This is a genomic window from Microcoleus sp. CAWBG27 (genome assembly GCF_020883145.1).
Taxonomy (GTDB): domain Bacteria; phylum Cyanobacteriota; class Cyanobacteriia; order Cyanobacteriales; family Microcoleaceae; genus Microcoleus.
Genome location: NZ_JAHREU010000018.1, coordinates 35,369 through 48,101, shown reverse-complemented (window position 1 = coordinate 48,101; position 12,733 = coordinate 35,369). Strand labels below are relative to the sequence as shown.

General features: G+C 44.6%; 11 protein-coding genes. 5 read left to right on the top strand and 6 right to left on the bottom strand.

What is annotated here, in order from left to right; genetic code table 11:
* Positions 1-64 precede the first annotated feature (64 nt).
* The 6 genes from QZ938_RS12910 to QZ938_RS12885 all read right to left on the bottom strand — a co-directional run bounded on the left by QZ938_RS12910 (position 65) and on the right by QZ938_RS12885 (position 5,126).
* The gene (locus QZ938_RS12910; protein WP_293154004.1) at positions 65-439 is read right to left on the bottom strand and encodes a hypothetical protein; all 375 of its coding nucleotides are present in this window, start codon (positions 437-439) and stop codon (positions 65-67) included.
* 295 nt (positions 440-734) lie between these two features.
* Complete coding sequence (locus QZ938_RS12905; RefSeq protein ID WP_293351791.1) at positions 735-1,232, bottom strand: 2TM domain-containing protein; 498 nt, start codon at positions 1,230-1,232, stop codon at positions 735-737.
* Positions 1,208-1,432 (bottom strand): hypothetical protein, encoded by a 225-nt coding sequence (locus tag QZ938_RS12900; RefSeq protein WP_293154000.1) that lies wholly within the window; start codon positions 1,430-1,432, stop codon positions 1,208-1,210. The genes QZ938_RS12905 and QZ938_RS12900 overlap by 25 nt, the downstream gene beginning before the upstream one ends.
* Before the next feature lie 72 nt (positions 1,433-1,504).
* Entirely contained in the window at positions 1,505-3,100 is a 1,596-nt protein-coding gene (locus QZ938_RS12895; protein ID WP_293351793.1) for a PQQ-binding-like beta-propeller repeat protein, read from the bottom strand.
* A 363-nt stretch (positions 3,101-3,463) separates the two neighbouring features.
* Positions 3,464-4,300, bottom strand: a complete 837-nt coding sequence (gene crtA, locus QZ938_RS12890; RefSeq protein WP_293351795.1) for a cyanoexosortase A — start codon at positions 4,298-4,300, stop codon at positions 3,464-3,466.
* Positions 4,301-4,460: 160 nt separating this feature from the next.
* Positions 4,461-5,126, bottom strand: a complete 666-nt coding sequence (locus QZ938_RS12885; protein ID WP_293155669.1) for a PEP-CTERM sorting domain-containing protein — start codon at positions 5,124-5,126, stop codon at positions 4,461-4,463.
* A gap of 549 nt (positions 5,127-5,675) precedes the next feature.
* On the opposite strand from QZ938_RS12885, the gene QZ938_RS12880 reads away from it, so the two are divergent.
* The 5 genes from QZ938_RS12880 to QZ938_RS12860 all read left to right on the top strand — a co-directional run bounded on the left by QZ938_RS12880 (position 5,676) and on the right by QZ938_RS12860 (position 12,650).
* Positions 5,676-7,790, top strand: coding sequence for a thioredoxin domain-containing protein (locus QZ938_RS12880; protein WP_293351797.1), 2,115 nt, complete (start codon positions 5,676-5,678; stop codon positions 7,788-7,790).
* Between the two features lie 215 nt (positions 7,791-8,005).
* Entirely contained in the window at positions 8,006-8,134 is a 129-nt protein-coding gene (locus QZ938_RS12875) for a hypothetical protein (protein WP_293351799.1), read from the top strand.
* Positions 8,135-8,382: 248 nt separating this feature from the next.
* Positions 8,383-9,579: a glycosyltransferase gene (locus QZ938_RS12870; RefSeq protein WP_293351801.1), complete on the top strand. Its 1,197-nt coding sequence runs from the start codon at positions 8,383-8,385 to the stop codon at positions 9,577-9,579.
* Between the two features lie 400 nt (positions 9,580-9,979).
* Complete coding sequence (gene iscB, locus QZ938_RS12865) at positions 9,980-11,251, top strand: RNA-guided endonuclease IscB (protein ID WP_293334205.1); 1,272 nt, start codon at positions 9,980-9,982, stop codon at positions 11,249-11,251.
* 82 nt (positions 11,252-11,333) lie between these two features.
* A complete protein-coding gene (locus QZ938_RS12860; protein WP_293351803.1) occupies positions 11,334-12,650 on the top strand; it encodes a glycosyltransferase in 1,317 nt (438 codons plus the stop codon).
* Positions 12,651-12,733 lie beyond the last annotated feature (83 nt).

Genomic DNA, 12,733 nt, shown 5'->3' with positions numbered 1-12,733 from the left:
CTACGCAATCCCCTCGTTGTATCATGTTTTAGGAAATTGGGGAATCTTAACTCCATCGATACCTTTACAATTGATATTCAAGAGGCTCGCAAAAATCATTTACCCCAGTTTTAAATACATAAATAATCACCGATGTCACCAAAATCTGCGGGCAAGTTTTGGCAGCAACTAAATCTCTAAAAGCAGCATTCAATTGTCCGTTTATCAAATCTTCTTTTATCTCAGATTTGCAAATAGCAACGCGGCATCTTTTTGCCAATCCGTCCAACCAGTTTTCAGAGATATTCGGTTCTTGTCCAGCTTGAATTGCTAGAGAAATAGCTGCATCTTCGATGTTGCCTTCACAATCTTCGATTTCGTCTAGGGCTTTGAGGGCTGCGGGATATTCCGCTAATTGCGATCGAAATTGGGCAATTTCTTGTGAGGTAATAATCACCATAAGATTTTCTTGTGTTTTCGGCTCGCGGATATTTTTAGCAGTTAAAGTTGGTATTATAGCATTTTTTGCTTGAGGTTGGGATTGGACGATTCACGAAGAGGCATAACTACGCTGCGGGTACTTAATTACATTTGCAACTGATTTGGGCTGCTTCGCAATAGCAGGCCTGGGGGTTAAATCCTCATCTCAAAGCGGAACTCCGCGCGATGGAGACTGATGTTAAAATTGATTAGTTTCCTGTGTAATTGCGAAGTTAAGGTAATAAATCTGTTACTGACAAACAAGTGACTGAATATCAAGACTGCAACCACTTCACAAACTTATCCGTCGCCGTACCTATCGACTGTCCCACCTGTTTCTTCAAACGCCACCTCTGAAAAGCTTGTTCGTAATCTTCCCCTTCAGTTTGATAAACATTCCAAGCATTCAGCGACAATCCCAATCCCCAGGTTAGTAAAATGAAGAGTGACCAAGAAAGCTCGTGGGATCCTGCTAGATTAAACAAAACTAAAAAAGTATTGACAATGCCGTACTTTGTCAAGTTTTTTCGCAATTTGCCGCGACGGTAAGAGTTAAAAACCAGCTTGTCTTGAGATTCCCCTCTAGTGGCTAACCATTGCTGTTCCGCCGCCACGATATCCTGTTCGGAAATGCCTAATTCCGCCCCAATCTCGAAAAGCTGCACTCGGGAAAGTTCGCCGTCATCTTGTCGCCGTGCGATCGCAAGCTGTAAAATACCTTGAGCATCCTCCGCACCGTAAATTTGATTTATTTGACTGTCATTTGTTGCCATAACAAGTTTCCTATAATTCCTGATATCCTTTCCATGATAGAGATAAGCGCTGTTAAACGGTAGGTGGTGCCATTGGCGGATTTCAACACCCGGAAACTGCCGAAAGTCGATCGCACGAGCAAGAAGCCAGTTTTACAAGATAATAGATTAGTTGTAGAATAGGCATCTTGCTTGTTGCTGCTGTATTGTGGAACAGGCATCTTGCTTGTTGCGGCTGTCTTGTGGAACAGGCCAGAAAGCCTGTTGCTGCTGTCTTGTGCAAAATATCAATTCTAACCCAAAGTATACATCCAGCCATCCCGCGCGCAAATCCTCACAATGCCATCCCAAACAACAGGTGTCGCCTCAAACGATAAACCCGGCTTAAATCTACCCGATTCTTTTACCTTCAAACGGTAAAACTCGCCCTTAGCATTTTTCAAAGCATTCTTATCTCCCGACTTCGCTCGTTCCCACTTCAACTCAAACAAATAAACACCATTATATCCCGCACTAATTAGTTTATTTCCATCAGTAAATATCGGAGTAGAAATCGAAGAACCAATCTCCTTTTTAAACACAATTACCGGAGTATCGTAAGACTGATTTCGCCAAGGTACAGAATTCTTTTTACCTGTAATCGTATCTTGGGAACCGATGTACAAATTGCCATCGATCGCATTTGTGGCAAATAGCGCTGGAAACCCCCCAGGATTGTACTCATCATTCAACGCCACCGAACCGATTATCCCCCCTTCCCAGCCTGAAAGTCGGCGATTTCCGGTAGGTAAAAACCATTCGACGCTGGCATTCGGTTCTTTGTTGGGATTTAGTTTGAGGACTCCGCCGTTACCTGCAATGTATTGTTTTTCAATCGCACAAAACAATTTCCCCGATTTAGATATTACAGCACTTCCATCAATATCTGAGCCAGTATAGAAATCCCATACTATCTTTTTTGTTTTAATACTTATCCCATAAATATGTCCAGAACCCGCAGCTATAAACAGTCTATCTTTGAGCCGAGAAGGTGATGATTCTGCTACCAAGTTACCGCCGTGCTTGCTGATATCTCCTGGCGCATAAAGCTGCACTTCTGACAAGATCTGCGGTTGCTTAATTCCTTGTTTAACTTTCGCTTTGCTGACCGAACTATTGATAAAATAGCCGATCGCATTTTCCCCCGCATTGAACAACAGGCCATCGCCCAGATACAAAGCACTGCTATCGTTATCCTGACTGTAGCTCGGCGTTCTCCGGATGTCCAACTTCCACAGTTCCTTACCAGTTCTAAAAGATATTGCCCTAAAACTCGGGACAACATTTTTGCCACCACCGCCGCTGCGGCTGCCTTGCAAAATCACAATTCTGTTTTCAGCGTTGGCTGTTTTGTCGATATAAATTGTTGAACTTCCTTTAATTATATCATCAAATTCATAGCGCCAAACTTCCTTATTCGTCGCCATGTCTATTTTGTGCAAATAGTGGTCGAAAGAACCTATAATCAAATAAGTTTTATCCCGGTCTCTGGTAATTGTTGGCTGTCCTGTCCAACCGGCACCACTCCAAACTTGAGATTGCCTTCCCAGAAAAGTCCGGCCGCTTCCTAGCTCAAACTTGTTGATTAACTTCAATCCTTTGGGGACACCTCTACCGTAAAACCTGCGCTGGTCATTTCCTAAAAAAGTCGGCACGAATAATTCTACTTCGGGAATTACTTTTTTAGTCGGAACTTTCTTACTATTGCTGTTTAATGCCGCTTGGTTCGATGGTTCGGCTTGGTTTGAGGGTTCAGCTTGGCACTGTTTGAGAATAGCGGGAGGAAATGCGGCAGTCAGTAAAAATTTTCCGAGCCGTTGATTGAACGTTCTTCGAGATGATAAACTCATTGTAGCTCTCAATAATCAATCATCATATTAAAACACGATCGAGGCGGTCGGTCTGAATAAATTTAACGAGAGTGCGTCTAAATAAAATGTCTAAATAAATTTGTAAATATTGCCCCGTGTCTGCCATCCCGTCTTTCAGGCGCAGATGAGTGTTAAATAACGAATAATTAATAAGACATAACTTATTAATCAAAAAGTAAAGCTGGGATTTTTTTGCAAACATACATAAAATACTATCAAAATATAATCAAAATAAGAGCTTCAAAAAAAAATATTAATTACCATAATTGGCTGTTGATAGATTCAAAAAAAATGAGGCATTCCTACTAATATTTTCGTGATATTATTTCACGTTTAAACTAATTAATTTGCCAAAAATTTACGAATTTTGCTATCTTTTTTCAAGAGAAATTGATAAAATATCCCAAACAAAATTACCGCAATCATCCCCACCACTAAAGAACCTTCACCATCATGCCAATATTTAAACAAATCTAGGCGCTTATGTGCAACTAACAATGCCATTGCAGCCACTCTAAAACCATTGACAATATAACCCAAAGCGATAGCTACACCTATTACCAAAGCTTTATTTTGTTTTGTAGGAAACATCACTAAACAAACTACAGATAAACCTAATAAGTAATTCATTGCCTCCATACCCGAACATCCCCCATATACAAAGACCCTTCCTGTCGGTAAAGCAACATAATTACCCTCACGCATTACATCAAAACCTAAATACCACAAAATAACATGAGCAAATTTAGCAGTAAGTGTGGCCATATTCTCCGATAAAGGTGATGTAATTACACTGGGAACTCCCTGGACAAATAGTATTAGCAATTCACGCCAATATTGTTTTAAATGTTTAAAACCTACCGCAATTAGGCTCAAACCTAAACCAGATAAAAAAGGTGCCAGTCTTAAAAAATAACTTGATTGACTGGAAACCATAGCACTTTTTAATAAAATAAAAGCTATTAATATGGTTCCAGCAACTATTGATATTGTGTCACTTTTTACCCCTCCTTGTTTTAGACTATCCTGCTTATCCCAAAGTAGGGAACCCACAGCCAACCAAAAAACTATACTCATATAAAAATGTGCTATATCCCCCATTTTCCAAAGGAGTGTCATGTTCAGTGTTATTAAACCTGTGGCAATAACGATTAGCAAAAAAAGTTTTCTTTTAAACATTTTGATATTAGTTATTAGTTAATAGATTAGATGGTGTGATTTAAATAATACCCAGATATTAGGAAAACTGGTTTCTTGATGAAACCAGATTTTTAGAGATATCTAGAAGTAATTATTTGGGGTCAACCCCTGATGCAAAACCCCTTAAAATGATGGCTGTCTATTCAGCTTTTTGAGCTTGAGCGCGTTGCTTTTTGAACATGGCGCCAAAACCAACTGCGGCTCCCGCAGCAAGCATGGTTAAAGGTTCGGGAGTATTTTCAGTGTTGGCACTGCTGCTGACGAAAGTATCGCTTGCACCATTGGGCAACGCTTGAACGTGCAAACCTAATTTTAAGGCACCGCTATTCAAGGCGGCAATTACATTATTATAATTACCACTAAAGCTCAATCCCAGAGCTTCGCCACCTTGGACGCCCCATTTATTACCAGCACCATTGTCACGTGAGAAGGCATAGTCTGTGGTGAAGCCATTACCACCTTGAGGGAGCTGATCGTTAGAAGCACCACCAGTAAAGGCTACGTCACCAGTGTTGCCAACGTTAGCTGTGGGAGCAGACAGATAGCCATTATCATCAAAGAAAACTTTACTAATAAACATAGTAGAGGCTGCGGCATTGCCCGAGTTGGCAATCTTAAAAAAAACTGATGATGCATTTCCTGTTACGTCAAAGGTAAAGCTATCTTTATAGGCGTCTCCCACTGTATCGCCACCCACGACATTACCAAAGGTGAAGGCGGAGGCAGGTGCAGCGGACAAAGCACTAAGAGCAGCGACACTGGCAACAGATACAATGGACTGAACAAATGTTAATGGAAATTTCATGATTAATACCTTATGTTTGCAAGTTTGCTGGACTTATGTTTGTTTCGTTCACATCTTCAATATAAGCCTAAAAACAGGTAGGCGCAATATGTTTTGATAAAGTTTTGATGAAGTTTTTGAGGAATGAAGATGCTCCTGGAATTTACCGAAATTTGTGAATTCATTGACCGTACTTAGGTGTTTTCTCTTACGCACGTAGATTTTGATTTTAGCAGCAGCAACGGCTGGAATCAGCGAAGAACACAGTGTAACCTATGTTGATTGAAGGCTATCCGACACGATCGACTCATTTTCAACCCAGATAACTTAAGCTATCAGACAATATCCTTGAGATAATACCGTTGCGGAAGTAAAAGTCGGTGAAACACAGATACCGAGATTGCTGCGCTGTTCGCTCCGGTCAGCAATGACACACAAAACTGTTAACCCAAGTATATTGAGTGATAATTTTAAAAGAGGGCGAATGAGAAGGATGCAACTACAACATCTGGCGCTAAACTGCTAGAGAAGTAACAAGCGCAGTCAGCACGAGTTAAATTATCTTTGATTATGGTCAACCGTCTTGCTCAATCCCAAAGCCTTTACCTGCGGAAACACGCCGAAAACCCGATCGACTGGTGGCCCTGGTGCGACGAAGCCTTAGAAACGGCCCTGCGCCAAAATAAACCGATTTTTTTGTCAATTGGCTACTCTAGTTGCCACTGGTGTACAGTGATGGAAGGAGAAGCATTTTCCGATCGCGCGATCGCCGAATACATGAATTCGCAGTTTGTACCGATAAAAGTCGATCGCGAAGAACGCCCGGACATCGACAGCATATATATGCAAGCTTTGCAAATGATGACCGGCCAAGGCGGTTGGCCGCTCAACGTTTTTCTCACTCCCGACGAGCGAGTTCCCTTCTACGGTGGCACTTATTTCCCCGTAACTCCGCGCTACGGACGCCCCGGATTTTTAGAAGTTTTGCAATCTATTCGCCGCTTTTACGACACAGAAAAGCGCAAGTTGCAAGCCTTCAAAGGAGAAATTTTAGACAACCTCCACCAGTCGGCGCTGCTGTCAGTAGCAACCGCAGAATTAAATCGCGAAGTCTTCCAAAAAGGCTTAGAACTCAATACCGGAATTATTGCCGGCAGTAACCCCGGGCCCAGTTTTCCAATGATGCCCTATGCTGAGCTAGCACTGCGGGGAACGCGCTTTAATTTTGATGCAAAATACGATAGCAAACAAGTCTGCACTCAGCGCGGCTTAGACTTAGCCTTGGGCGGCATTTACGACCACGTAGGCGGGGGATTTCACCGCTATACGGTTGACGCGACTTGGACTGTGCCGCACTTTGAAAAAATGCTCTACGACAACGGTCAAATTGTAGAGTATTTAGCGAATTTGTGGAGCGCGGGAATTGAAGAACCTGCTTTTGAAAGTGCGATCGCGCGGACAGTAGAATGGTTGAAGCGAGAAATGACCGCGCCGAGTGGCTATTTTTATGCTGCACAGGATGCTGACAGTTTTACCCTGCCAACGCCCCCTTACCAAGGGGGAGAAACGGGGGGCTCTGAGCCGGAAGAAGGAGCGTTTTATGTTTGGACTTACACCGAACTACAAACCCTGTTAACTATCGAGGAATTTGCTGAAATTCAAGAAGCGTTTGATATTAGTCGCAGCGGCAATTTTGAAGGCAAAAATGTATTGCAGCGCCGACATCCGGGAAAACTGAATGCAACGGTAGAAACGGCATTAGCTAAACTTTTTGCTCTGCGCTACGGCAACTATCCAGATGCTGTGAAAACCTTTCCGCCCGCCCGCAACAATCAAGAAGCGCAAAACCACAGTTGGCCGGGGAGAATTCCAGCAGTTACTGACACGAAAATGATTGCGGCTTGGAATAGCTTAATGATTTCGGGTTTGGCGCGGGCGGCGGCTGTTTTTGGGAATTTTGAGTATTTGGAATTGGCTGTGAAAGCTGCTAATTTTATTTTAGACAATCAGTGGATTGACGGGCGGTTTCAGCGACTGAATTATGACGGACAATCTGCTGTGGCGGCGCAGTCAGAAGATTATGCTTTGTTTGTGAAAGCTTTGTTGGATTTGCATCAAGCGAGTTTGATGTTAGGAAACGGGGAATCTGTACAGCAATTGCCGAATTCTCAGTTTTGGCTGGAGAAAGCTGTGCGGGTGCAAGATGAGTTTGATGAGTTTTTGTGGAGCGTGGAATTGGGCGGGTATTACAATACTGCTAAGGATGCTAGCGGGGATTTGTTGGTGCGGGAACGCAGTTATACTGACAATGCCACTCCGGCGGCGAATGGAATTGCGATCGCCTCTTTGGTTCGTTTGGCGCTGCTGGCTCAGAATTTAGAATATCTCGATCGCGCCCAACAAGCTTTGCAAGTTTTCAGCAGTATTGTCCGAGATAGTCCCCAAGCTTGTCCGAGTCTACTTTCGGCTTTGGATTGGTACCAGCATTCTACCTTAATTCGCACGTCGCCCGACCAGATTCCTGGATTGATTTCGCGGTATTATCCGACTGCTGTCTGTCAGATTGAGGCTGATTTACCTGAAGGTGTTATCGGGTTAGTTTGTGAGTGTTTGACTTGCAAAGAACCTGCGAAAAGCCAAGAGATGCTGTTAGCAGAAATTTTGCACAGTCAAACGCGAGTATAGAAGCATAAGGACTGAAGCTATATAGAAGCAGAAGGACTGAAGTCCTTACTACAAACTGGTTCGTAGTAAGGACTTTAGTCCTTTCAATGGGGAGCATCTCAGTTTTGCATTTGTAGTGCGAGCGTCCCCGCTCGCGTGGTTTATAAACCACGCGAGCGGGGACGCTCGCACTGAAAGAAAAAATGCTTTTTGAAAAAATGAGATGCTCCCTTTCAATGTTAGCCCTCAATTTGCCAAAATCTCGACTAAATATTCGATCGTCACCCCGACAGCACGGGCGATTAACACCTGCAATTGACATCAGCCGCAACGCGCGATCGCCTTCGAGGGTAAAATTTGTATAGAAAAAAAACTTGACATCAGCCGACGATCGAAAGTAAAAATAAATAACAGCAATCACCAAAATGAGGCTTTATGTTTGATTCGCGATCGGTGAGCGACAAGTATGACATTGATAAATTGCTATCTCCTACAACAATTTTGGCTAAAAGACATCCGGTAAAATACGGAGAATAGATGTTTTTTTTGAACCTTGTTCAGCAATCTAAAATTCACAATTCTGCAATCTAAAATCTAAAATCTAAAATCTAAAATGGCAACAGCTATTCTCGACCTGGAAATCTCCCAACTACCGCCAGAAATAGCGGTTGAGGAGCGTTACAGCAAAGCCTTGGTTTTAATTAGACTGCACGGAAAACCGATCGGTCAAGCTCTTTTTCCGCTAGTCGGAGGTCGCATTGAGGGTTCTCAATTGCGGGAAACACTGATGAATGCTGTGGGCGATCGCCTTTGGAAAGATTGGCTCTACGATACCCTGGAATGGGACGAACGCGGGCCGGTACAGGCAATGCCAACAGCCACTGTAGCGGTTTGCACGCGCGATCGCCCGGAAGATTTGCAGCGCTGTCTCGACGCGTTTATGCGGCTGCCCGACGACGGTCAGGAATACTTAGTAATTGACAACTGTCCCGCCACGGAGGCGAGCAGGGAACTGGTTGAAAACTATCCAAAAGTCCGCTATGTGCGCGAGGACGTACCGGGCTCCAGCGCTGCCCGCAACCGAGCTTTACGCGAAGCTAAACACGACTTTGTAGCGTTTACAGATGACGATGCCGTGCCAGATCCGAATTGGTTGCGATCGCTCTTGCAAAATTTTAGCGATCCGCGAGTTATGTGCGTCACGGGGCTGATTATGCCTTTAGAACTCGAAACCAAAGCACAAGAATGGTTCGAGCGCTACAGCCCCCACGGGCGGGGCTTCTATCGCCAAGTTTTTGATGGGGCACACTGCAACCCGCTGATTGTAGCTTCGGTGGGTGTGTCAGCGAGTATGGCTTTGCGGAAAAGCGCGATCGACTCGATAGGCCTGTTTGACGAAGCTTTGGGGGCGGGGACGCCGACTGTCGGGGGCGAAGACTGCGAACTGTTTGCTCGCATTTTGCGCGCTGGCTACCGCATCGTCTACGAACCGAGAGCCTTGAGTTGGCACCGCCACCGCCGCACCTGGGAAGAATTGGAAAAAACGCTCCACGGTTACGGCATCGGAGTCTATGCTTTTTGGACTCGGATGTTTTTTATCAACCGAGAATTTAGCGTACCTCTATTAGCTTGGGGATGGCTGCGGCACAAACAAATTCCTGAATTAGTTGCTTCTTTTCGCAAGCAACCCGAGTCGGTTCCAAGTGATTTGCTGTTAGCTCAATTGCGGGGCTGTGTTAAGGGGCCGATGGCTTATTTTGCTTCTCGGAAGCAGTTTGAAAAAATCCCAGAAGAAGTCATTAGTCAGTAGTCATTAGTCATTAGTCATTGGTCATTAGTCAACTGTCAGCGGAGAGGGCCGGCACGGGGACACTGCCCCTACAAATTGTGAACTATCATTAGTCACGAGTAAATCAAAAATTACCGATTACAAATTACAAATTACAAATTCCCAATCAAATCTAATGTCAGTAACTCAGGGAATCAACGCCACTGAGCTTGCGAGAGAAATCAAACAAGCTATGCTGACCAGTCTAAGACCTTAGAGGTCTACGTTATTTGGGTTACGACACCCTGGGATGCGAAGCCAGTCCCCTGCTCTGTCGCTGGTAGTTAAACAGTCTTAAAGTCACTGAGACAGTGCTATCAGCCGGAAAAAGCCTTTATAACATTGACGAGGCTAACATTACACGCAAGTGGAGGACGCAACAATGTCCAATTTTATTTTCGTAGTTGATGCAAACAAAAAACCACTCACGCCTTGCAAGCCGTCAATGGCTCGTAAGTTGTTAACCGCTGGTAAAGCTGCTGTTTTTAGACGATTCCCGTTCACAATTATTCTCAAAAAGGCGGTAACAGCAACTATTGAATCAATTACTCTTAAATTAGACCCAGGATCTAAAACTACTGGCATCGCTTTATTACAGGGCGAAAAAGTAATTTTTGGCGCTGAATTAACTCACCGAGGTCAAGCCATCAAAGCAAGTCTTGATTCCCGTCACTCACTACGTCGAGGAAGACGAAGCCGTCATACTCGCTACCGCCAAGCAAGGTTTTTAAATCGTACCCGCCAAAAAAGTTGGTTAGCACCATCCTTGCAGCACCGGGTAGAAACCACCCTGACTTGGGTCAACAAATTACGAAAACTTGCGCCGATTGGTTTAATTATTCAAGAGCTTGTCAGATTTGACCTACAGCAACTAGAAAATCCTGAAATCTCAGGGGTCGAGTACCAACAGGGTGAACTACAAGGTTACGAAGTTCGTGAATATTTACTCAACAAATGGAGCAGAAAATGCGCTTATTGTAGTGCCGAAAATATACCTTTACAGATAGAGCATATTCAGCCAAAAGCTAAAGGTGGAAGCAGTCGAGTCTCCAATCTCTGCCTTGCTTGTGAGAAGTGCAACCTCAAAAAAGGAACTCAGGATATTCAGCAATTCTTAGTCAAAAAACCTGACATTTTGAGGAAGATTCTTGCACAAGCTAAGCGTCCGCTCAAAGATGCTGCTGCCGTGAATTCAACTCGATGGGCGTTGCTCTCTCGACTGAAGGAAACAGGGTTGCCCGTTTTAACTGGTTCAGGTGGACTGACCAAGTTCAATCGTACTCGACTACAACTACCTAAAACTCATTGGCTTGATGCGGTCTGTGTGGGTCAAATTGAATCCTTGTCCGTACTAACGAGTAAGCCGCTGCTAATCAAAGCGACTGGACACGGAACTCGTCAAATGTGTCGCACAGACAAGTTTGGCTTCCCATCTCGGTACGTTCCGAGAAACAAGTTTGTCAAAGGTTTTCAAACGGGCGACATCGTAAAAGCAGTTGTTACCAGTGGCAGAAAAATCGGTGAATATGTGGGTCGAGTTGCAGTTAGATCGACAGGTTCATTCAACATCTCGGCATCAGAATTGGTGCAAGGGATTAGCCATAAATACTGCAAAATTGTTTACAGGAAAGATGGTTACAGTTACGCATTTTGAAGATTCAAGGCGATTGAAATCGCCGGGTCGTTTTCCTCTCAGGACTAAAGTCGCTGAGTTTCCCACTTGCCGAGTGTTTTTTATGAATAGAGAAAATCCAACTGTTAGTATAATTATTCCGAGTCACAATCGCAGTTCTTCGCTGCGGCGGGCTCTCGATGCTCTGCGATCGCAAACTTATCCGATCGACCTCATGGAAGTTACAGTCGTCGCAGATAACTGCATTGACGATACTTTGGCAATGCTACAAGACTACAAAGCTCCATTTAAACTGCACGCGATCGAGGTAAATTGCCGGAGTGCTTCAATTGCCCGCAATACAGGAGCATCGGCTGCTAGCGGACAATTGCTGCTGTTTCTGGATGACGATATCGAAGCCATGCCGCTACTGGTGGAAAGCCACGTTCGGACTCACCAAGAACGACCGGGCTCGGTGGTTATGGGCCCTTACCCGCCTAAGTTGCAAGGAAGCACTAGATATTTTGATGTGGAAGTGCGGGCTTGGTGGGAAGAAAAATTTTATCTGATGAGCCGCCACGATCGCCGATTCGAGTACGAAGATTTGGTTAGTGGGAATCTTTCTCTGGATGCACAACTGTTTGCTCGTCTAAATGGCTTCGATGCGGCTTTCGGGAACTGCGGCGGCGAAGATTACGAGTTTGGGGTGCGCTTGCTGAAAGCTGGTGTACCTTTTGTGATGGCGACTGAAGCTGTCGGCTATCATTACGAACACGAAACTAACAATCTCGATCGCTCTTTTCGCCGAGCTCGTCAAGAAGGGCGATCGGATGTTTTAATCGGTCAGCGACACCCGGAACTCAGACCCCTACTGCACATCAAAGACTACGAAATTCCTTATTCCTTGGCAGACAAAATTTTAACTAATGTCGCGTTTTCCTGGCCGGCGGCGGTGGATTTGCTGGCTGCGGGACTGAGAAAAGCTCTGGATGTTCTCGAAAACTTGGGGATGCGTACAACTTGGCGGTGGCTGCGCGGAAAATTGCGCGGTTATTGGTATTTTCGGGGGGTGATTGATGAGTTGAAAACTCGATCGGCAATTTCTAGTTTTATGCAGGGTGGGGTGGCCCGCGCCGATTTGAGCGATCGCGAAATAGAGATCGATTTGCAGCAAGGTTGGGAAGCAGCAGAAAGGTTGCTCGACGCTGAACGGCCCGATGGCATTTATCTCCGTTACGGTGAAATGCTTGTCGGTCACGTCACTCCCAAATTTGGTGTCGAGCCGCTGCGGGGCGTCCACCTGCGTTCAATTCTGGCTAATCTAGTGTCGGATCAATTGCTAATTGCGATCGCGGTTAACGGTATGCCCAAAACTGCTGAAACGGATCTCGAAAACCCTCTAATTGCTTTGGAAAAAAATTATGAGTTGGCAGTTGAATAATGCGTAATTGTTCATTGGTAATGGGGAATAACAGGTTCCCAGGCACAGCGAAAGTAACCTAGATCCAGAGGCTCTGCCTCGGC

What these genes read in the sequence shown, in the direction of transcription:
- QZ938_RS12875 (WP_293351799.1), top strand. Translation starts at nt 8,006, where the DNA reads ATGTTAGCCCTCAATTTGCCAAAATCTCGACTAAATATTCGATCGTCA.
- QZ938_RS12900 (WP_293154000.1), bottom strand. Translation starts at nt 1,432, where the DNA reads ATGCCTGTTCCACAATACAGCAGCAACAAGCAAGATGCCTATTCTACA.
- QZ938_RS12880 (WP_293351797.1), top strand. Translation starts at nt 5,676, where the DNA reads ATGGTCAACCGTCTTGCTCAATCCCAAAGCCTTTACCTGCGGAAACAC.
- QZ938_RS12860 (WP_293351803.1), top strand. Translation starts at nt 11,334, where the DNA reads ATGAATAGAGAAAATCCAACTGTTAGTATAATTATTCCGAGTCACAAT.
- QZ938_RS12895 (WP_293351793.1), bottom strand. Translation starts at nt 3,100, where the DNA reads ATGAGTTTATCATCTCGAAGAACGTTCAATCAACGGCTCGGAAAATTT.
- crtA (WP_293351795.1), bottom strand. Translation starts at nt 4,300, where the DNA reads ATGTTTAAAAGAAAACTTTTTTTGCTAATCGTTATTGCCACAGGTTTA.
- QZ938_RS12885 (WP_293155669.1), bottom strand. Translation starts at nt 5,126, where the DNA reads ATGAAATTTCCATTAACATTTGTTCAGTCCATTGTATCTGTTGCCAGT.
- QZ938_RS12910 (WP_293154004.1), bottom strand. Translation starts at nt 439, where the DNA reads ATGGTGATTATTACCTCACAAGAAATTGCCCAATTTCGATCGCAATTA.
- iscB (WP_293334205.1), top strand. Translation starts at nt 9,980, where the DNA reads ATGTCCAATTTTATTTTCGTAGTTGATGCAAACAAAAAACCACTCACG.
- QZ938_RS12870 (WP_293351801.1), top strand. Translation starts at nt 8,383, where the DNA reads ATGGCAACAGCTATTCTCGACCTGGAAATCTCCCAACTACCGCCAGAA.
- QZ938_RS12905 (WP_293351791.1), bottom strand. Translation starts at nt 1,232, where the DNA reads ATGGCAACAAATGACAGTCAAATAAATCAAATTTACGGTGCGGAGGAT.